The organism is Paenibacillus sp. F4 (genome assembly GCF_002894905.1).
Classification (GTDB): Bacteria; Bacillota; Bacilli; order Paenibacillales; family Paenibacillaceae; genus Paenibacillus; species Paenibacillus polymyxa_B.
The window spans coordinates 1-20,161 of record NZ_POVS01000015.1 but is presented as its reverse complement, the minus strand read 5'-3'; the positions used below and the strand labels follow the sequence as shown (position 1 = coordinate 20,161).

At 42.9% G+C, this 20,161-nt stretch carries 27 protein-coding genes; 3 read left to right on the top strand and 24 right to left on the bottom strand.

Translation table 11 applies throughout. From position 1 onward, the window contains the following. Positions 1-69: 69 nt before the first annotated feature. The 18 genes from C1T21_RS16960 to C1T21_RS28330 all read right to left on the bottom strand — a co-directional run bounded on the left by C1T21_RS16960 (position 70) and on the right by C1T21_RS28330 (position 14,666). Positions 70-408: a hypothetical protein gene (locus tag C1T21_RS16960; protein ID WP_071558615.1), complete on the bottom strand. Its 339-nt coding sequence runs from the start codon at positions 406-408 to the stop codon at positions 70-72. Between the two features lie 64 nt (positions 409-472). After that, positions 473-1,261 carry a hypothetical protein gene (locus C1T21_RS16955; RefSeq protein WP_103049083.1) on the bottom strand — a complete coding sequence of 263 codons (789 nt, stop codon included), beginning with the start codon at positions 1,259-1,261 and terminating at the stop codon, positions 473-475. Positions 1,262-1,304: 43 nt separating this feature from the next. Beyond that, the gene (locus tag C1T21_RS16950; RefSeq protein WP_103049082.1) at positions 1,305-1,751 is read right to left on the bottom strand and encodes a hypothetical protein; all 447 of its coding nucleotides are present in this window, start codon (positions 1,749-1,751) and stop codon (positions 1,305-1,307) included. A gap of 11 nt (positions 1,752-1,762) precedes the next feature. Continuing rightward, the gene (locus C1T21_RS16945; protein WP_103049081.1) at positions 1,763-2,197 is read right to left on the bottom strand and encodes a hypothetical protein; all 435 of its coding nucleotides are present in this window, start codon (positions 2,195-2,197) and stop codon (positions 1,763-1,765) included. Beyond that, on the bottom strand, positions 2,194-2,772 hold the full coding sequence (locus C1T21_RS16940; protein ID WP_025724061.1) for a hypothetical protein: 579 nt from the start codon (positions 2,770-2,772) through the stop codon (positions 2,194-2,196). The genes C1T21_RS16945 and C1T21_RS16940 overlap by 4 nt, the downstream gene beginning before the upstream one ends. Continuing rightward, the gene (locus C1T21_RS16935; protein WP_025724060.1) at positions 2,769-3,344 is read right to left on the bottom strand and encodes a hypothetical protein; all 576 of its coding nucleotides are present in this window, start codon (positions 3,342-3,344) and stop codon (positions 2,769-2,771) included. Before C1T21_RS16935 ends, C1T21_RS16940 begins: the two co-directional genes overlap by 4 nt. Beyond that, positions 3,344-3,781: a hypothetical protein gene (locus C1T21_RS16930; protein WP_103049080.1), complete on the bottom strand. Its 438-nt coding sequence runs from the start codon at positions 3,779-3,781 to the stop codon at positions 3,344-3,346. Before C1T21_RS16930 ends, C1T21_RS16935 begins: the two co-directional genes overlap by 1 nt. Further along, entirely contained in the window at positions 3,771-4,160 is a 390-nt protein-coding gene (locus C1T21_RS16925) for a hypothetical protein (protein ID WP_025724058.1), read from the bottom strand. Before C1T21_RS16925 ends, C1T21_RS16930 begins: the two co-directional genes overlap by 11 nt. Positions 4,161-4,177: 17 nt before the next feature. Beyond that, on the bottom strand, positions 4,178-5,191 hold the full coding sequence (locus C1T21_RS16920) for a major capsid protein (protein WP_016822040.1): 1,014 nt from the start codon (positions 5,189-5,191) through the stop codon (positions 4,178-4,180). A gap of 14 nt (positions 5,192-5,205) precedes the next feature. After that, complete coding sequence (locus C1T21_RS16915) at positions 5,206-5,586, bottom strand: head decoration protein (RefSeq protein WP_025724057.1); 381 nt, start codon at positions 5,584-5,586, stop codon at positions 5,206-5,208. Positions 5,587-5,588: 2 nt separating this feature from the next. Next, the gene (locus C1T21_RS16910; protein ID WP_103049079.1) at positions 5,589-6,893 is read right to left on the bottom strand and encodes a hypothetical protein; all 1,305 of its coding nucleotides are present in this window, start codon (positions 6,891-6,893) and stop codon (positions 5,589-5,591) included. Between the two features lie 5 nt (positions 6,894-6,898). After that, on the bottom strand, positions 6,899-8,359 hold the full coding sequence (locus tag C1T21_RS16905; protein WP_103049078.1) for a hypothetical protein: 1,461 nt from the start codon (positions 8,357-8,359) through the stop codon (positions 6,899-6,901). Between the two features lie 239 nt (positions 8,360-8,598). Then, a complete protein-coding gene (locus C1T21_RS28480) occupies positions 8,599-8,841 on the bottom strand; it encodes an IS3 family transposase (protein ID WP_103049077.1) in 243 nt (80 codons plus the stop codon). A gap of 246 nt (positions 8,842-9,087) precedes the next feature. After that, complete coding sequence (locus tag C1T21_RS16895; protein WP_103049076.1) at positions 9,088-9,405, bottom strand: lipocalin family protein; 318 nt, start codon at positions 9,403-9,405, stop codon at positions 9,088-9,090. 33 nt (positions 9,406-9,438) lie between these two features. Continuing rightward, positions 9,439-10,443 (bottom strand): zinc metalloprotease, encoded by a 1,005-nt coding sequence (locus tag C1T21_RS16890; protein WP_103049075.1) that lies wholly within the window; start codon positions 10,441-10,443, stop codon positions 9,439-9,441. Positions 10,444-10,461: 18 nt separating this feature from the next. Next, positions 10,462-11,349 carry a M28 family metallopeptidase gene (locus tag C1T21_RS16885; RefSeq protein ID WP_103049074.1) on the bottom strand — a complete coding sequence of 296 codons (888 nt, stop codon included), beginning with the start codon at positions 11,347-11,349 and terminating at the stop codon, positions 10,462-10,464. A gap of 631 nt (positions 11,350-11,980) precedes the next feature. Further along, complete coding sequence (locus C1T21_RS16880; RefSeq protein ID WP_103049073.1) at positions 11,981-13,441, bottom strand: DEAD/DEAH box helicase family protein; 1,461 nt, start codon at positions 13,439-13,441, stop codon at positions 11,981-11,983. Then, the gene (locus C1T21_RS28330) at positions 13,377-14,666 is read right to left on the bottom strand and encodes a terminase small subunit (RefSeq protein ID WP_103049072.1); all 1,290 of its coding nucleotides are present in this window, start codon (positions 14,664-14,666) and stop codon (positions 13,377-13,379) included. Before C1T21_RS28330 ends, C1T21_RS16880 begins: the two co-directional genes overlap by 65 nt. A 255-nt stretch (positions 14,667-14,921) precedes the next feature. On the opposite strand from C1T21_RS28330, the gene C1T21_RS16870 reads away from it, so the two are divergent. Next, positions 14,922-15,425, top strand: a complete 504-nt coding sequence (locus C1T21_RS16870) for a hypothetical protein (RefSeq protein ID WP_103049071.1) — start codon at positions 14,922-14,924, stop codon at positions 15,423-15,425. Between the two features lie 58 nt (positions 15,426-15,483). On the opposite strand, the gene C1T21_RS16865 is transcribed toward C1T21_RS16870, so the two are convergent. The 3 genes from C1T21_RS16865 to C1T21_RS16855 all read right to left on the bottom strand — a co-directional run bounded on the left by C1T21_RS16865 (position 15,484) and on the right by C1T21_RS16855 (position 17,661). Continuing rightward, positions 15,484-15,936 carry an HTH domain-containing protein gene (locus tag C1T21_RS16865; RefSeq protein ID WP_103049070.1) on the bottom strand — a complete coding sequence of 151 codons (453 nt, stop codon included), beginning with the start codon at positions 15,934-15,936 and terminating at the stop codon, positions 15,484-15,486. Between the two features lie 697 nt (positions 15,937-16,633). Beyond that, complete coding sequence (locus C1T21_RS16860; protein ID WP_103049069.1) at positions 16,634-16,888, bottom strand: hypothetical protein; 255 nt, start codon at positions 16,886-16,888, stop codon at positions 16,634-16,636. 131 nt (positions 16,889-17,019) lie between these two features. Continuing rightward, positions 17,020-17,661, bottom strand: coding sequence for a hypothetical protein (locus C1T21_RS16855; RefSeq protein WP_103049068.1), 642 nt, complete (start codon positions 17,659-17,661; stop codon positions 17,020-17,022). A 230-nt stretch (positions 17,662-17,891) separates the two neighbouring features. Here C1T21_RS16855 and C1T21_RS16850 point away from each other — a divergent pair, with 230 nt between their 5' ends. Then, complete coding sequence (locus C1T21_RS16850) at positions 17,892-18,242, top strand: hypothetical protein (RefSeq protein ID WP_103049067.1); 351 nt, start codon at positions 17,892-17,894, stop codon at positions 18,240-18,242. Positions 18,243-18,544: 302 nt separating this feature from the next. On the opposite strand, the gene C1T21_RS16845 is transcribed toward C1T21_RS16850, so the two are convergent. After that, positions 18,545-18,865: a hypothetical protein gene (locus C1T21_RS16845; RefSeq protein WP_103049066.1), complete on the bottom strand. Its 321-nt coding sequence runs from the start codon at positions 18,863-18,865 to the stop codon at positions 18,545-18,547. Between the two features lie 158 nt (positions 18,866-19,023). Here C1T21_RS16845 and C1T21_RS16840 point away from each other — a divergent pair, with 158 nt between their 5' ends. Continuing rightward, positions 19,024-19,386, top strand: a complete 363-nt coding sequence (locus C1T21_RS16840; RefSeq protein WP_103049065.1) for a hypothetical protein — start codon at positions 19,024-19,026, stop codon at positions 19,384-19,386. A 31-nt stretch (positions 19,387-19,417) separates the two neighbouring features. Here C1T21_RS16840 and C1T21_RS16835 read toward each other — a convergent pair whose 3' ends face one another. Both C1T21_RS16835 and C1T21_RS27375 read right to left on the bottom strand, forming a co-directional pair. Continuing rightward, the gene (locus tag C1T21_RS16835) at positions 19,418-19,669 is read right to left on the bottom strand and encodes a hypothetical protein (RefSeq protein ID WP_103049064.1); all 252 of its coding nucleotides are present in this window, start codon (positions 19,667-19,669) and stop codon (positions 19,418-19,420) included. A 38-nt stretch (positions 19,670-19,707) separates the two neighbouring features. Further along, positions 19,708-20,161, bottom strand: a 454-nt coding sequence (locus tag C1T21_RS27375; protein WP_180984603.1) for a hypothetical protein, incomplete at its 5' end; no start/stop codon positions are given.

Sequence of the window (20,161 nt, the reverse complement as noted above, 5' to 3'; positions counted from 1 at the left end):
TCATCCTCAGTAACCTCTTGGTCGTCTTCGTCGTCAGGCTCATAATCTTCATCAGGTGGAAACGACTCCTTATAGAAATCGTTCTAAGAGGCCGTCCAACTCCTTAATGCCCTCTTCGTCTACATTCTCGTATTCTTCCTCCGTCAGTCCTTCTACCAGCACAAGATTAAAGGCTTCCTTATGCAATGCCTCAACTTTAGGCCAATCGACCTCGGCTCGATCTTCTGTGGCATCCCATTTTTCACGTCCAATTGAAAAAGAGAACTTATACTCATTTCCACTCATAAGTTGCCGCACCTGACGGATCAGAGCAATAGTTCCGATTTTAACGTGTTTTACAATTCCCTCACCAAGAGGTATTTCCGTCCCGATATTAAGTGTTTTATCTAACTGTTTGTCTGTACTCATTAAATTTCCTCCTCAATGTGAGTAACCCCCTACCTTTATGGTAAGGGGTTGTATTATTTTTCATTTAGATACCAAAGATCAATTCAGCAGCATATCCTTCTGGATTATCAGGGGTGATGTCCGGTTCCATGATTTCCAACGCCAATGAGTTACTAGTTGGTTTTTTACGTTCTTGAGATACGTCCAATGTACCTCCGCCGAGCGCTTTCCAAATTGTCAATTGGCAGGGTACCTCCCCACCATTTCGGTCATCAGTCAATGAGAAACGGTGAACAAATTTAAACGGCTTCGGACGGCGCTTACCACTCAATCCGCTTCGTGTGCCATTCTCTTTTGTCCATTTAAATGTAATAATAATCAACTTGTTGTCATTCGCTGTGTCGGATGTGATCTTACCGTCGGCAGAAATAACGTACTGCTCTGCTGTTGGTGTGGTTGCCACACGCGTTAGTTCCGTAAGTTTTCCTGTATCTATATCTTTCAAGTACACTTTTTCGCTAAGGGAAACTAAAGTCCCGCCGAATTTCGAAAGAGCTTTGATCTTATAACCGTTCGTTACATCTAAGAATCCTTGCTCTGTCTCATCAAACGTAACTGCCCCCTTTTCTGACTCTGCGCCCTGAGACAATTCAGCCAAAATATCTGAGTAACGGGGAATTTCGATACTGGCTTTGTCAGCCAGATCCTTCGCTGTGTAGTGGAATGCATAACCACTATCTCCACCCATGACTTTGTCCCAATCAAATTGGAGTTGAAGCGTTACCTTTGTGATTTTATCATCCAAAAATTTAAGCTTTCCTCCCGGCTCGTACACCTGGATAGTGCCGACTCCATCAAAAACTAATGGTTCCATAAAATTTCATCCTCCTCATAGTTAACAAAAAGAACTGGTCAGCTTATTTGACCAGTTCCCATAAACGCTTATCAATTTCTGAAATTCGACTGTACTCTTTGGTTAGCTTGTAACCCTGTTTTGGATTCCAGACACCCATAATACCCAATCCTTTAGCAAGCGTGATTTTTTCAGCAATCAGCGTATCCCACTCGGTAGGTTCTGGTTTAGGAGGATTAGGTTGAGTCCAATTCAATTCGGCCTCATAAGTTGTACCAGCAAGAGTAAGCACATTAAATTTGTACTTCTTGGTTGTGTTTACTTCGCTAAACCATAGAGTCTCTTGATCATCGGGTTCAATTTTAACCCCATCTTTTTCAATGCTGGACACATTTGTTTTAGCCAAGGAAACTCGCTTTTGCGCTGAATCAAGCAACTCATATTCAACGTGATTAACGCCATTGTGATCACCGGATCTTCCCGTTGCTTTCCATACTGCTGCTTCTGCCATTTTAGTTCACCTCAATTCATTCTAAGATAATCCACATCATAAATCGCCTTATAACCTTTGGCTCCTTGGATGCCAGTAGCAAAGTCTGCATCATAGGTCAGAACACACAAGTATGAAGCAAAACCCTGAGCAATCAATCGTCTGTCATGTAAAAGCTTGAATGAACGTTCGAACAGTAGCTTCGCTTCATAAGCTGTTTTGCCGTAGAAATCAATGCAGAACTTACCCTCAAACACCAATGGATTAGTGGCATATCGTCCCGGCATGACATATTGGCAGATATGTGGAACTGTATCCTTGCTAACTGTTATCTCAGGTTCCATGCCTTTCGTAAATCGCTTAACGACCTCCGCAGAGGGTGATGAAGGAGTAAGCTTTAGCATGGTCATAAGCTCTGTATCTGCTTTTAAGGCATTCTGAACAGCATCAACAAGTTGCAGGCTCACTCCTTTACCTCCTTGAAGTATCTGTGATAAGGAAACTCAGTTATGACACGGCTAATACCATCCAAAATCCGTTTGCGGTTGGACTGGATTGCGATACGCAAAAAGTAGGTCGGCGGTGTAGCTTTGAATGACGCATCAATATCGCCGCGTTCCGCCAACTCCTCTAAATCTACTCCAGCATAGCCACCGCCTGATTCCTTCATGGTGCCGTCAATTGCCTGGTACTTTCCACGGGAACGACCTACAATAATACGATCACCTTTGGACCTCAGTCGGTTCCATGCTTCACTGTTCATATAGGTCACCAATCCGGGGTTTTGACTGCTGTCTGCCATCTTGGACCCTTTGCCAAACTGTTCAAGCCATGCCTGCCAATAGTCAGCGGTTATATCTCCTGAAATCATTTGATTAGCAAGTACAAACATGTGCATTTCCAAATGGTCCCGAACTGCCGGATAGTACCGTATGCCGCTTTTGGCTGTCAGCATGACCAGTTTCGTTAGCCCGGTAATTTCAACAGCGAGCTTATTCTCCAGATCCTTCGCCGCTTTCGCTGAATCATACCCTGTAATCATCGGCGGTCCTCTGAAAGCTGAACATGCAGCAAGTTAGGATACTTGATCCTATCTACCACATCTACCTGGTATGTCTTCCCGCCCATTACAATCCGGTCAGGCGCGGATAGACTTGAGTCTTGAGGGTCTCTTACATCGACTGTCGTCTGTAACTGCAAGGTAAACACGGTACTCGGCAGCAAGCCCGGCTCCTGTTGTCGCAATTGTGCTGTGACATACAGTGCAAAGCAAACAACATCAGCAGCGACCGATGTAAATTCAGCATCGTCCACCGGATTATCGTTTGCATCATAAGCTTGCTGGTATCTCTGAACCTCGATTAAAGCGTTCGTTTTAATCAGAGAGCAGTACTTGTCCTTCTCAGTTGTTGTACGTAGAGTCTGTACCACATACGAAGATTCGTTCTGAACTATATCTCCCGGCTTTATAGATGATTTCGAAGAAAACAAACCATTGTACATATACTCTTTTCCGATAACCGTTGTGGCTTTCGTTTCCCTAGACAATATAACGACATCGGGCTCACCATTGACAGTACAAGGTGAATGCCTATGAGCGAAGTCTTTAAACATTAGTGACGCCGCCTTTCTCTCGCCCGAGTCGGCCCAGCTACACCGAATACCGGAACATCTGTCCCTTGCTGTACTGTTGATATGGACTCGATAAACTCATAGGCTTCATCAACAAGCTGAACAGCATACTTTTTCCAATCAACAACCTGATTTTCAAAAGAGAAGTCAAAGTCCTTTTTAGACTTCTTGATTCTCGCTGTCATGGAAGGGGCCAGTATGGCAGCAACCATACAAACGGTTGCTGCATACATATAAGTTTGATCATCACCAGTTAACTCAGCATAATCAGGAACGGCTTTTACAATCCTCGATTCTCCAATGGACAAAACAGAAAGAGCGTCTATGTCAGCATCGGATATTACATCCTCACCAACGCCTAGACGCCCTCTAATCTCCTCGTGATATGTTTCTGTAGTGAGTATCTTATTAGTTGCCATCTGCTGCACCGCCTGCAGCACTGATAGCCTGTTTCAATTCTTCAATACTCATTTTGGTGTATCCAGGTATTTTCAATTCCTTAGCTGAGGCTTTCAATTCTTTCAACTCACCATCGGACTGAAGAATATCAATTTGCTCAAGTAATTCTGCTTCTCGCGCTTTGGACTGTTCTAATTCGGCCTGAAGTTGCAACTCCCGTTCTGAAGGAGAACCATCAAGAGCCCCATTACCATCTACAATCTCCGCAAGCAATTGTCCAGTTGCGGCATTACGGATTTCATTCTTTGCGATATCTACAAGACCATCAGGGGCATCTGTTACGATGTCCCCCGAATTGTATTGCCCAACAGCATCAACCAATACTCTTACAGTTGTCATAAATTCGATCTCCTCCCTTACGCCACTGTTGCGAAGATATGCCAGTTGACGTATTTCAGACGCGGTAGCACTGTTGCACCATTGATGGCTTGCCATTGATCGGGGTCTCCTTGGATCAACTTAGTCAGTGCAAACTTCCCTGTATGACCGGTGAAAATGTCTTCATAGTTATTCGGGCCGGTCACAAGATCCATAATTGAGCCTGTCATACCTTGGCCGATTATGATTACTGCATTATCTGGAATGAACGGATAGAATACGCCAGAGTCATCAATGTAACCACCATCGTAAACTTCATACTTAAGACCATTCAAATTTTGGCTGACAATTTCAGCAAGCGAACCGTCAGTGACAACATCTTTACCAAAAGTGTACTTGATCAATTCGCGGATTTTAGCATTCTGCTTCAAATAGATATCGACTTTCTTATTAACAATAATTTTAACAGGACGAGCCCCACTTCCTCGGAATCGAAGTGACCAGCCATCCAAATCAGCCAATGGATCTGCTGTTTCGGTATTACTCCACAATACGGATGCTGTTGGCTTGTTATTAGCTGGAACACCATAGTCAATCGTTCTGGCTGGTTTGGTGGATGTGGCTGGTACAATAAGTTTTCCTGTTAATGACTGCCATCTCATCCACTCAAACCGAGTTTCGAGGCGAAGGTTCAGACCAACCATTTTCTCGATCATGTATTCTTCGCCCCACTTTTGCTCAAGACTGTTCCCTGGCTTTCTCAAAGTAGCAATCTTTTCACGGTCGATAACAACCTTTTCTCTCCATTCTTGGTTTGTGAAGTTCATGTGTTTCACCACAGGTGGAGTATGAATAGGTGAAGGGTCATTCAGTCCTGTAGGTGGTGTCATACCTGTGTCGTCATAGGTAATGTCATATTCGATCGTTAGTCCAAGTTCCGGTTTGAAATCCACGCCATTCGTCAGGAGTTGGGCGCCGCGAAAACTGTTAATATCCGTCCGAATGTTCTGGACGACTTCCGTAAGGAAATATGGATCAAGTACGTTTGCCATGTATTTTATCCCCCTTATACAAAGTAGCAAAGCTTCAGCGCTGTTTTAGCTGCTGCATCTAAGCCAGTCAATTTGGATGAATCAAAAACACCTGCAATCCACGCAGATGCCCCAATATCAGAAAGTGTTGTGTCATGATCATTATCAAGGATGCACAAAGCCACTTCGGAGCCGTTGGTTGCTGCGGAACTATAAGCTACCGCTTTATCCTTATCCGCTCCTGCTGCTGTTATCTTGCCGATAACCGTACCTTTTTTCAGTATTCCTTGCCCTTGTTTCAGCAAAATCCCTCCTGGTAGTTTAGCTTGAAGATCAGTAGATGCTAGAACCTCCGTAAACTCTTGAGTAATAACCTGACCGGGACCAGGAGCACCATTATACTGAGATTGCATCATAATTATTTATCCTCCTTCAGCAGATTACCTCTGCCTGTATTCTTAAGAGCCGCCCGAGCTTCTTCACGAGCCAATGCTTTAAGTTGTTCTGGCGTTTTCTCGCTACCATCATTTTGTGAGTTAGTTGGTGGTGTTCCATTCAGTGCTCCTTCAGGAAGATTTACATCGTCACCTTGTGTATGGCGACCACCACCACCCAAAGCAGCTTGTGCCTGCGCTTCATACGTTGCGCCGATCTTTTCAATTTCAGATATCGGCAAATTAGCTAATGCAGTTTTCATAGCTTCTACATTAAAGGCTTCACCAAGAGCGCGGATGCCAGCTCCACATGCTTGTTCAGTGACCTTCACCTTGTACATTGCTCCATCAGCAGCTTGAACACTTAGCGCCGTAAGCTTCGCTGGGATTTCTGCGTCACTTTCAACGCCCAGTGCAGCCCGTATTTGTCCAAGCACACCATTAGCCGCTGCCAGAGCAGTTGCTTGGGTTTGCGCTGCTGCCAAAGCAGCTTTTTGTTCTTCATTCATAGTGTCATCTCCTTGAGCCAGTGTCTCGGCCTGTTCTTTTGTTTGATGCTGTTTAGATACAAAAGCAGACATGCCGCCTTTGTTGCTGAAAAAATAAAAGACGCGTCCATCGCCATCTAGCGACTTAGCATCTAAAGGTAGTGGTTCATATTCAGTTTGCTTTGGCTGCTCGCCTTCACTATGTTGTTTCATCGAGAGGGATTCGCGAGTAATTCCAGCTCCTTCATAACCTCCATCAAATACAATAGAGTTCTCCATGATGTATCCGTCATCGGCTAGAACAAGACATTCTTTGTCGTCATACATTTGTCCACGGATGTGAGAGCATGCTGAAGGTCCGTAGTAGTCACCGCCACAGATACCACAAATATGTTTCGTTGTTACAAATCCTGCCGAGGTGTCAAATATAGTTCCTGAATCAATACCGGTAGCTAGTTGATCCGTTGAGATCCCATTAGCTTCTAGCCCTTTTGCCATGTAATGATCACCGTAGAGTTCCAATTCCCCGCCTTCCTCTACGATTCTACTGTCGAAGGTTCGACCATAAGGGAACGATAAGGCTTCCCATTTCTGCCACGGATGATCAACCAGCAAGGCTACTCCCTCTTTAACTTGATCAGCCATTTTACGTAGGAAGTTTGGAGTAATCTTCATTTTGTACTTATCAATACGCTTGGTTCCAATAATCCTCGCTTGAAACACATGAGTTTGTTCATCGGTTAAAGGGACCAATGATTTTTGATTGATCTTCACTAATTGCTCAGCTGTAGGTTTTGCCATATTGTCTATTCACCTCCCTCCGGTGGAGTATTTTCTTCATTCGAATCAGGTTCATGCTTCTTTACAAGTAAAGGAAGTAATTCAGCAGGAATTTTGGCATTAATACCAAGTGTCCAACGTATTTCCTCAGCAGCTTCCAACGGTGTGATGTAGAAATTCTTCTCTGCTGTGATGTAGTTGTCGATCTTTGAACGTCGGTCGCGTTCAATCTCATTTTCTGAGCGTAGATCAATAGGGAGATAGTCAGCTTCAACTTTTGTTTGAGTCCCCTTTACTCTTGCGGACAACGAAAAAGCCCGCTGCCAGAAACGTTTGGTTACGCTCCGCGCGGACTCTACATTTTTGATATATATTTGAGTATCAATCGAACTGTAAGTTTCAGTTGACCCTTGGTGCCGGGAAAGGATAGTAAGCAGCGTTTTTAATGAAGTAGCCATTTGGGTATCAATGATGTCAATCAGCTTCTTAATATCAATCATCGGCCCCGAATTGCCCCCTTTGAGATACTCGACCTTTACACTATCCCAGTGGACAAGAGCATCATCTGGATTAAGTGAGTTGAAATGGTTTAGCATCTCATCCATTCGCTCTTTAAGCCATTTTTGCTGTCCATCTGGATTACTCTTTAAGTTGTTCGGCATATTCTTCAGCATGATTTCTTCCAACATGGAGATATCAAGCCGTGGATATCCTTGGTTATGAACAACAGCCTTTAAATCAGACAGGACCTGTAGGTGAAAGAACACTACCTTAAGCACCGGCAACATTGGCGTTCGACCATATGGATCATCTACCATAGGATCGAACTCTTCATAGATGAACGTTGGAGTGTCGATTTTCTTGTAATTACCGAACCACTCTTCATTCGCGCTCCTTCGTGGATTCTTCACGTATTGCCATGGTGTAAGCCGATTTGTATTCGGCTCCCTGCGGAACCAAATTAAAGCCGGATCAACCGGAACAATATCAACTACATCATTACACTGCTCGTTCAGCACAACTTCACCAGCACAAGCGCCACGAACCATAATCATCATTCGCTGAATGGTGTCCAACTTTTCCAGCGACCGTCCGTGTTGATATCCCGGCGAAGGTAACGGTGTATTCAGCATGGCCTTCAGTTCGTCCAAAACCAGTTGTCCACTCTTATCTGCATTCCCGTTTGGCTTCTTAGCTGTAAATGTTAAGTCGGTATCTCCCATACGTAAGTATGTGTATAAAGCATAGGATACGTCTGGATGAACAGATATTAGAAGCTCAAGTAATTCCTCAGCCGTATAGCTCTGCAACTTGGTGAGGTCAATGTTGTGAGCTTGTTGATACTTTTTGGGTAGCCAATTAAATATCCCCCATGGGTTAGAGTTCTTTGGGACTGTCGTCCTGCCCACACCCATCATCTGTCGCTTTACCACAACTGGAAGAACTGAATTTGCTAATGAATATATGACTTTATGATACCATTTCAAGATTTCACCACCTTTCTTGGCAAACTTCTATGAATACAGAATAACATCAGTTTTATTCAGATTTACTACTGATTTTCTACTAGATAAATGATTACTCTCGCCATAGCAACCTCCTTTAGAAGATAATTCTGAACTCCTAAACAGCCAGAAAAGATCAGGAAAAGTTTCCTGACCCTCTATATTCCTCTTTTCGCTACTCCTCAGGCACATTTGTGGATTGTCACCAGTTAATCAAAAGACTATTTTAAGGGATGCGTTTCGATAAAGAACAGGAAGCCGTAGTCCACTGTTTCGTGTATGCGATGTTTGTTGTAGCAATTGATATAATCAAAAAACTCCAATTCCAAATGATGAAGACTCTGAAAATCCATCTGATACACAAACTCGGCCTTCATGACTTTGGACGTGGCTTCTGCCACAGCGTTATCGTTAGGGTGGCCTTTCATACGGAGGGAATGGCCTATGTGGAAGGTGTTCAGCAACTCATGATTTTTAAATTCACTCCATTATCAGTGTGAAACCACTGGATGTCACGTAATTCGCCCTCCCCCGTCGCAAAGGCGCGAGCCATCAGAGATCCGTACTTGTGGGGACCTGCACAATACTCTGATATATAGCAAATTGAAAATCATACAATGATATAACAATGAAAACAAAGTGAAAAAATAAAATAAGGGGTGTTCCAAGAAGCCATTTCATGGCTTTTGGGACACCCCTTTAGGGCCTGCTTACACTTTACGTACCTTCAGGATATCGTCTGAGCATTCGGTAATTTCAACCTTCTGTGGTGAGGAGCCTTTGCTATCATAATTGAATTTAATCTGGTTATTCTCCTCAAGCTTCCATTCCCCGCTTATCGTGTCTAATCCGTCCCCACGGGCAGGAACCGATCGTTCGAAGGTACCGTCCGGCTTGATCTCCAGCCTGTCCCGTCCACGGGAGGGTGCGAAAGAATAACCAGCAGGGCGAAAAACGGTGATGTCTTCGTCATCTTCTTCATACGAATGCCGCCATATTCCAAAAACTTCCTTCTGAAGTTGCTTCATCCTCCGGCCTCCATTTCGAATATGTTCTAAAGATTAGCTATGAACCGGCTGATTCAGAAAGGAGGAGCGAATCGTACTTAGGCAAATATCCATGCGGGCCACCTGATCTTTCGTGAACATATACATGGTGTCGTCGTCGACATAATCCATGTAGTTCATAAACATATCCCCGTGGGGGGCGTTATTACAGCTGATGTGGGGGTATACAGGTTTTCCGACGTTCTGCCGGCCTTGATTGGGGGTATCATCTACTTTGTCGGATTTACTGCATTCATCCTCCCATGGCATTTCATCACCCCAAATGTGGTACACGTTCAGATAATGCGCAACTTCGTGTACGGCTGTACGGCCCAGGTTATAAGGGTTATTGGGCAAATTAACCGTCCCAATGGTGCCAAAAGCATTAGTCATAATGACAACGCCATCCGTCTCGGCCGCACCTCCGGGAAATTGGGCATAACCTAGAATTCCATCTTGGTCTCCACTCTTAATCTGTCTACATACCCAAAGGTTAAGATAACGGTCGGAAGGCCAGGCATCGATACCGCCACTTACCGAGAATTTTACATCATCTCCGTTAACATCAAAACTATTTTTATTCGATTGAGTCCGTGTAATCCCATCCGTAGGATTTCCGTTGGGATCTGTAGAAGTCAGCTTGAATTCTATCCGTGCATCGCTTACGAGTGGCTTCCATACATCGGGCACCTTTGACACATCGCTGTTTTTTTTGCGGAAATCACGATTCAGCACATCGATTTGGCTGTTGATTTGCTCTATTGAGATGTTCTCTTCGGGTAATTTCCAAACCACATGCACCACCACTGGAATGGTGACGACCTCACGGTTACTGGAACGGGCATTATTGCGCGCAGCCATAACCGTCTGTTGCAACTGCTTGCGGTTGTTTGCATACTCCGGAGAAGAGGCAAGCAACAAACGGTGCTTTTCGTCGGTGGCACATCTTCTGTGGGATGGAACAGTAACGGGTGCGGCTTCGTTGGAACCGTCTGAGGCTGCTCTGTTGGAATCATTCATTGTATTTACCTCCATGGATTAGATGATGTCTAGCTGTTGTATCAGGACGGCTGCGTTCATTCTAAGAATGTCTGAGGCCAGATCATAATGAATACGTTCTACGGTATCCTTTTCAGAGTGCTCAAAAGGATTCTGGTCGTCCGCCCCTTCGATGGTTAAGACTGCAGGGATTCCGGCATCCAGAAATGATACATGATCACTTGCAAAAGGATTCAGCGATGTGTGGACTTCCAATGATGTATAAGCAGAGGCAGCAGCCTGCAGGCTCTCCATAAGGGCCTCGGAAATAGTTGCGGCTTCAATCAGAACCGATGGGGGATTCACATTGATGCACCCGATCATATCCATATTGATTACCGCTTGGATACGATTTCGGTTTTCCGCTGTTAACTGCTCAATGTGATGCTTGCTTCCAAATAATCCTTGCTCTTCTCCTCCAAAAAGCACAAATCTCACATCATTCCTGAATTTGACACCTGCCAATATCCGCGCAAGTTCAAGCACCCCTGCGCTTCCGCTGGCATTGTCATCCGCACCTGGTGCTGGTGCAGCAATACCAAGCCCGTTGTCTGCAAGATTCACTGAATCCAGATGGGCAGTGAGCAGGATTAACTTACGGGGTGCAGTTCCTGAGCCGTTCTGCTCGGCGACAATATTCCAACTACCGATACTGCTGCCCGGAAGGGTGAATTGCTCGGTCCATTGATCATAACCCATCTTCCGGAATTGTTCTCTGCTCCACAGTGCTGCTTCTCTAAAGGATTCACTTGCGGAATGACGGGTAGGGTAAGCTGCCAGATGCTTTAAGACTGTGGCATATGGCTCCCTGTCTATGCGCTGAACCAGATTTCGGATCTCAGGACTGTCAATTGCTCTGACTGTCTGCTTGTGAGTAACGTCCGGCATTTATTTTCACCTCCTGTGTAAACTCCTATCAAATGGGACGCTGAAGAAGCAGTTCTAGTTATCCCTTGAAGAGGTGAAAATATTCTATTTCCAATAAAAGGTAATTATAATCACCTAGAAGCTGGGCATCAGCCGCAGTTATGTGTCCCGGACCCAGAAGGGGACGCTGATGGAGCTGTTTATTCCGCCCCTTCTTTCCTCTAAGAAAGCAGTCTGTCTGCTGGTATTGACCTGGAGTAAATCCCACCCATTGGCAAAAGAAAAAATGCCCATTACGCATTAAGCGTTACTAATGATAAAGATTCCGTAACTATACTGTTATGAAATTGTTCTTCTTTAACTTTGTGAAGAAATATACCGGATATGAAAAATAAGATAGAAGATTATCCTAACCTTTATGGCGTTAGATAGTTTGAATTGCCATTACACTAAACGAATAACGTTAGTTCTATCAATTAGAGGCAGCCTAGGACTTATTTTTCAGTCCCAGGCTGCCTCTGTGTCTATTTAATATTCAAGCCAGTCTAAAACTTATTTTTAAGAACCTGATGGTTCATACCATTATGATGGGCGTTGGATCAGCACAGTCAGTCCAATACTTTATTTTCACTGAACAGTATTGCTTAACCTCTTATTTTCTTTTTACTAACACACTACCTATTGAAGGAATCATAATATGTGTATCTGGTTCCATCAAATATTCCCCAAATGTCAAAACAAAAGCGTCAGCTCTATCTGGTGACTTGAGCCCACGCTTTTTCATATCCTTCTTACTTTCAAGCAGCATTTTACCCTTGCTGGTCATGTTCCATTTACGTGCTGTAAGTTGGGTTATAAGAACATCATCATTAGGCAATTGTAGAACGCTCACATCTCCATTTATGAAATTACTCATATTCTGTTCCAATTGATCCTTAATAGATGCCCACATTTCAGTAACTAGGTTTCCATAGTGCTCATCTAATGAAGAGGAGCCGTTGTTAATTGGTATGATTTCATATGGTAGCCCTTCTTCAGCTACGATTTCATTAAGCCGATCTGTTACGCCTCCACCTACACCGCTATCATCCACCCTAATTCTGATTCTGTTCAAACCGGGATGAGCAACGTGCAACTCTTTAGCCAGGTTAATCACCCATCCGGCAGTTACCATTGTGTCTTTCTTGAAATGATGGTGTTCTCCTACAACTCTTGGGCCTATACCAGCAAACATTGAGGTCTCATCATCACCAAATCGTGCAACGTCAACGCCTATGGTTAGCATATCTCCGCTCGGTTCCAGCTTCACTTCTTTAGCTGCAAATTCAGCCACTTCCAACGAAATAAATGTATCCGATTCTCCACGGGGGAATTCACCTTCAACCCGGACTCTCCATACATCACTGCCTTCGCCATACTTCCGCTTGAGCATAGCGATATTATCCTTGCTGGTTCTTGGGCTGTCTAAGCATGACACCTTGCGTGTTTTATAATCCGCTCTATCCTTATTGTGCGAATCATAAAAAACTCCCGACGTTTTTGTTGGGTTACCGCACATCAATATTTTATTGAACTCACCAGACAACGTACCTAAAATAGCCTCCATGATTGGATCAGCAACACCCGATGCCTCATCCACAATAAATAGCATGTAGTCCTCATGGAAGCCCTGCATATTTTCAGGCTTGGTTGCTGTCCGAGCTGTAGCGAACCAGCGTTCCTCATAATTCTTCATGTATATTTTGGTCTTTGTCCACTTAAGGATTCGTTTCAGCACCGGACTTTTAGATTGCCATTTATTAATCTCAGCCCATAACACGTCATGTAGCTGCTGCCTTGTAGGAGCTGTACAAATTACCTTTGGATAAGGGAAGCAGGACAGAAACCAAAGGGCTGTTGCAGCTTCCAGCCCAGTTTTTCCTACGCCTTGACCTGAACGTACTGAAACGCGCGGATTATTAGCTAAATCCATTAGAGTGCTTGCCTGCCAATCATCAGGATAGAACTTAAGCATTTCTTGACAGAACAATATAGGATTCTTACGGTACTCAGGAATCCGTATCTTGAATGCTTGAAGCCTCCGTTTCGTCTCTGGCGAGTCCTTCTGCTTCATCACCTACCACCGCCTCTACCCAGTCATCAATTAGATCGTCTTCTGTATTGCCTTCTCCAGTGATCTTTGCCCTTTCAAGCTCAAGTTTCTCACGTTGCATCTTAAGTTTCTCGTCTTCAACCATCCGTTTATGTTTGTCTGGAAGCAGATCCATGTATTTAGTTAGCACGTCCAATGCCTTGGTTTTGTCGTGTAGCTTTACACTCACTCCATCCTTACCCTGCTTGACTTCTGAAACCAGAGTTCCATCAATCTCATCACTGTTTTTAAAAGAGACATAATTGTATCTGTACTTCTTCGTTTCTCCAGTATCAGGATCAACCACGGGGTCTCCTTCCAAGCCAAGAATATCCTCTTCCTTCTGACCGAATTCCACGTAGTCCGTTATGTCTGCAAACGCGATCTTCATATATTCCATTAGAACTCGCTGAGCATTCAAACCTACCTCATCGATCATAGTTTCCTTGTGCTGCCGAATTATGTTTTGAATTTCAACTTTCTTCAATAGAGCGAAACCAATCTGATAGGCAGTTTTCTTGCTGTACCCAGCCGCAATAGCTGACCTGGTAGCGTTGAAGTCTCGAAGGTATTCATAAGTGAATATCCTTTGCTTAGGCGTTAATCCATCTTCATCAGGAATTTCAGGTTCAGGTTCTTCAACAACCACTGGAACGCTCTGTACTTTTTTGGAACGTTCCATATTTTCGGAGCGTTCCAATACCTTTTTCGGAGCGTTCCGTATTTCTGGAGCAGCAACTTTTAGCTCTTTAAAGAGCGCATCAACTGTAAGCGGGGTAGCATATACCTCTCTTGGCTTATCACCTTGATATGTACCGACGAATTTACGCCGCTCCATTTCATCAATCAGTCGGGCCGCTCTGCTATAACCTATCCTCATTCTTCGCTGTAATAAAGAAACCGAGGCTTGTTTGGCCTCGGCTACAATTTGGACAGCTTTTAGAAAAAGATCGTCAGGATATGATGTTGGATCTTCATCTTCATTTGGAGCTTCTCTTTTATGAAGCGCTCCATTCTCATTGGGACGTTCCGTACGTTCCACTTCTTCAGCAAGTAAACTCTCCCACTTATCTTTTGCCTTCCATCCTCTTACCGTACCTTCAGATACACTAAGTTGAGAGGCTATTTCTGTGAGACGTATGTTGCCGGAACTGGTTTTGTATAAATCAAATGCTTCGTCCCGTTTTGGATCTCTCTTTCGTCCCATATCTTATTATTCACCCCTTTTGATAATGTATCTGAAGCTAAGGAAAAGTTTCCTGAACAAATAAAAAAGCACCTATTAAGGTTGCTAGGTGCTAAATCTAACTTTTATCGCATCATTGAAATCACGTAAAATATTTTTTATATCGACATTTCTTTACATATTTCCCGAGTTTTTTAATTTTGATAGTTGTATAATCCTCTTAATGGTAGCTGGAAACTATCCGGCTATCAAAAAAGTGAGAGGAGATTTTTAAGAATGAAAAAGTTGGTTTCTATTTTGCTCACATTTGCCCTTTTGTTATCCGTGTCCATCACAGCATTTGCAGAAGAAGCAACACCTACTAACCAGCAAGATGCAAAATACTCCATCAGTGTCGGTGATTCCGACATCGAATTGGCTAAAGGAGAAACTGTTGAAATACCTCTTACATTAATCCCCAAAGAAGGAACGGTTCATCCCAATGTTGATTTCCCTGGCACTGGGGGAATCCTTTCCTTAACTGCTGGGGCCAATTATGTTTTTTACAGAATAACTCCGTCGGTTCCAATAGATAATTTCACTGGAATAATGAGTATCACAGATTTGACTTCTGGTTTGAGTAATGGGAATGCAATTGTATCTGGATTAGCAGGTCAAGTTGCTTATTCTGGTTATAAGAATCATATGTACCGCGCTTCTTTGGACGGTACAGGCACTTTACTTGGAATCCCTTATATTCGCACAAACCCAAACGGAATTACTTGGACACATAATTGGTAATATTAGAATTGAATTATAAAAAGAAGCTTATAGTCATTGACTGTAAGCTTCTTTTTTATTATAGAGTTGGTTTAAACAAGTAGTGTAAGAAAAGACTTGTAACAGATAAACTATATTTTTTATCTATTGAGATTGACTCTGGGTCTTTCATAAATTGCTGTACATCATTCGTATCCAACTTGGCATACAGCGCTATGGTTTCATTTGAAATACCCCAATGCTGATTCAAAATATCAATAACGCCCTTTACTCGCTCAGTTTCGTCTATCATTTGGATTCCATTGGCGAGCATAAAAATCAAACTATCGAAATTCAGTTTAGAATGCGAATTACCTAATTCAGAAAAATCATTTCTGCCATTTAAATATCCCAAAATCACGTCTTCTTCAATTCCAGAAATTTTACTTAGGGTATTTGGAGTTACTTTGTAGACTTCCAAAACTCGTTTTAACAGCGCTCTAAGCCCATCTTCACCTTCGTACCCGTTGCTTGTATCCCCATATAATTTCATTAACGAAAACCCCTTTCATATAAATTCTTCTCCGACACGATATACGCTAACTGATATATCATCCTTTTATTCCAGTTCCATACCTCCACTTCCAAATGAATAATTATATATATCATTATAACCAAAAGATGGGGATTTTTGTTGCATTGATTCATTTCATCTAATCATACAAATTTAGAGAATTGTCCTGATTTGACATAGCAAAAAGAAGGACATAGATTCCCATCTGCCTCGTTATTATAGATTGATAAGGTTGAGGAAAAGCTTCCCGAACAAATAAAAGAGCAACGATTTCACGCTGCTCTACTGTAGTGATCAGTAATTTATAAAATGCGGTTACCGCTAATCCGCCATGTCTGGAATAGGCCTTTAGTGGACATCCTTCTTGCTGCGGGTTTATATTACCCTCTGAGTCCTGTCTCCGATTTAGTTTTGAATGCGCCCTAACCCTCCGTCATGCGCTTGCCACTGCCGCCCCCTTATACATGCGGTATGGTTCCCAACGGGAATTATTTCACAGCGATTACCGTCAATCGCTATAGTCCGCATTACGTGCGGAACAATCTGCCGCCCTTATTGATGGGGTCTTATTACCCTCTTTACGGCTGTCTCGAATTAGTTGTAGTTAGCTTCGATGTGGGCGAGGCGTGTATCGCGGCCTTGCGGCTATTCCGCCACCACATTTAAATCTTAATGATTACAGAAGTTGACCAGCTAGTGCTTTAAGTCCACTTGGTACAGCGATTTGTTTACCATCATGTTCATTTCCGTTTACATAAGCTGTGTCTTTGTCTACATAGTAGACTACCCCTTCGCCGCCGATGATCGGAAATCCACTTTCGTCGTAATCCAGATTTGTCCCCACATACTTGCCATGCTTGGCTGCTTCACTTTCCGATGGATGAAGATGGAGAATTTTTGTGTTGTCCAAGTAAGCGTAACTATGTGCCATGTTTATTGCCTCCTAGAATGGATTTAATTTGTTCCTGAATAAAGTGTAAATCCTTTCTACTACGCGCCTACTACGGATTTGTCCTCCCCTACATAACAAATAAAGACCGCAAAGGCTTAAGCCCTTACGGTCTAATTTACTTCTGACATCCTGAGTCCGATTTCACCTTCCTTGTTACGACCTCGACCATAGTCGATAACCACAAGATCCAAAGTGCGGTTTATTTTCAGACTGTTTGCTATATTGGTAATCGCTCGTCGGCGTTTATCTGCAAATGTCGTAGCTGAGATACCGGGCACATCTTTTCTGTATCCCTTCTCCATATACTGCTGGGCCTTGAGATATTTTTTACCATCTATGAACAGCAGCTTGGCAGCAAGTCCCTCATGTGGGTCCCTCATGTTGTTTACGGCGAAGCGGACATTGTTTGTGATAAATTGATAGAATTTGTAATTCATATGTCGTTTGTCCTTTAGGATCACAGCGTTCGCCGTTACATCTGCCGTTAACTCCTGACCAGTCTCGCGCTTTGCAATAGCACCTTCGGCTGAAAGAATCTCATATGCGGACATACCGTTTTCAATCTGCTGTAGAGCGAATTCATAGTTTTTGATTACATCGATCATATCAACGTATTTCCCGAGCAGCCACTTAGTTTTTCTAATATCATCCTGTTCGATATCGTCAAAGAAGTTAACTTGAATTATTTTTCGTGTATCAGCTAAATCTTCATTGGTCTGAGTACTTAAGATTACAGATTGGATATTTTTCATATTCATACATTCCTTTCAAATAAAAAAACAGATAATTGATTTCCACTACTCTTACAACATCAATACAAGTTACTTAGCTTCCTTTCCCCTTTCAATGATGTACCCCAAACCACAGACACCATGTGGACGCGTCACAGATGTACTACAGACATTAATATTTATATGGGCCAAACACTAAATGGGCTCCCTTGAATAGAATGCAATGAACAACATACAAGGGAGTTGGAGAAATGTATCAAAACCTTTATCAACCTCAATACGTGTATGGCAATATTCAACAAAATTTAAGGCAACCACCAAGAAGAGTGAATTTGGATGAAAGCATGTTAGCATCTTCACACGATCTGGGCAATGGCTTCCATTCATTTAGTTGGAATCAGAGAATCGGTGTTAATGAAACAGTAACCTATTTTTTAAGTGCCCGAGGGTTAAAAGTAATAAGTGCTGGGTGGGCGCCTAGAGGTTATGAATCGTTATACGCTTTAGAAAGCTACCCCAGAGATATAAATAGATGGACTATATCTGTAGTAAATTCTGCTATCGAAAGAGATATCTTTCTTTATTTGATTGCAAAAAATTAATCCATTAGTTTGTTTTTTTTGATTTAATTCATGTAAATATAGGATGCCAGCATATTGTTTTCTCATTTCTTTATTGTAAAAAAAGGCGCTAGTGCCCTCTAGCGTCTAAAAAAAATCAAATAACACCAATCAGTTTTAATGTCTGTGCACGGGTTCTACCCCTCGCACAATTCGCCTGTCAATCGGTCAGTTATGCTTCTAAAACAGCTTAAGGTGCCCCAACGAGTGTTAGAATTTCATAAATTCCCATATCTCTTATCCTTTCTTATACTGGTATCATTCCGTTCATCTGCACGATATGATCAATCCATTTGTCGATATGCTATTGCATCGTAACCACGGCTTACCATCACATCTACAAACACAGTAACAGCTTTGTCGCGCTGATTTGCTTGTCCTTTACTAACCGATAGCATATAACCCTCTCCAATCCAGCGGCGTTTACCACGGCAGTATAGACCTGCTTCCTTGATTGCTTCTAAAACCTTCGTTTCTCGCGCTCTTGACAGTGTAAGAAACACTTTATCCATATTAGCCGTGCCATTGTCCTCTATCCGATCAGTAGCCACCAAGGCGGCGTTATGTGCGGCTCGTAGATCATCAGTCAGCTTCTTATAGTCCATCTATATCCTCCCTTAGTGGGTGCAGGTGTTATCTACACCCTGAAAAGTTTTTTAACCTCACATGGTAATTCCACGACATTTCTTTATAGATAGAGAGCATATATAATGGGTTCAGGGAAGAGGTCATTATTCTTTGGTAGTAAAAGGAGTTGATCGAATTGGAAATACTCATGCTGAATGCGAATGATGACAGATTTTTTCTATCGCAAACTAAATCTACCAGTTATCGTTTGTACATATCTGATCCAACTAAACGCGTACTACGTATACCCGATGGAGATTTCGTTCTTAAAATCCACTTTTCCGCAATGTCATTCGTCGATGTTTATCATGCGGACAGCACAAATACTTTGGCCGAAGCAATTAAGTTTAATGGTAGCAATAATCGCTCCACCATATCTTTTGAAATACTTTTTCATCAGATCGTGCGTTACAACTACTACGGCACAAGATTTGATAGTGACGGACTGCCTATCCACACATTCACCGTTAAGCCAGAGAACCCTTACGGCAGGGTGTAGGTGTTACCTACACCCTGTATTGGTTTAATCCTCAAGCTTTGTTTTTGACTATGCTCGGCATCCCTGTCTTGCTATCCACGATAAGTGTGTAACTTTCACTATCGCACGATTCTTTGGTTGGTCTTTCATCGCAGAAATCACAGCCGCAAACGGGACAATCAAATATTTCATGACCTTCCAATTCATAATATTCATTTTCACAATTTACACAGCTCATTTTCTTTATTTCTAAGGCCATGTTGCTTGTCGTAAAAAAGTTAATAGGTTGACCCATATCTATCATCCTTCCAACGCTCCTGGGTGAGCGTATTGTATTGGTGGTTACTCCCTACCTAATGCCTTCGCTCTCTGTTCTTCACGCACTCTCTCAACTGCCAACAAAACATCTTCTATGTCATCGGTGCCAAGTGTTGAAAAATCTCTATCTTCATAGCCTATTTCCAGCTTGATCATATGGAGATAATCAAAATCTAGGACATGATCTCCTGTTCCTCCGGTTTCGCGTGGGAATTTCTCCAACACTTTCATTTCCTCTGTGAGACGGGCTATTGTCCGGTCCCTCTCTGCCAACTCATTTTTGGTAGCCAATAGGTCAGCTTCCAGTAGAGCGGTAGCCATTCCGTTTTCTTCGGCCTGCTGCTGGAGTGAGTCTATTAAAGCAAGCAAATCCATATACTCAGCGTTCGGGTCTGTCGTAATCGCTATAAAGTCTGGCTCCAAGCGGTGACTCAGAATCCCTTCCTCCGAACAAATCAACTCCGACCCATTCAACAAT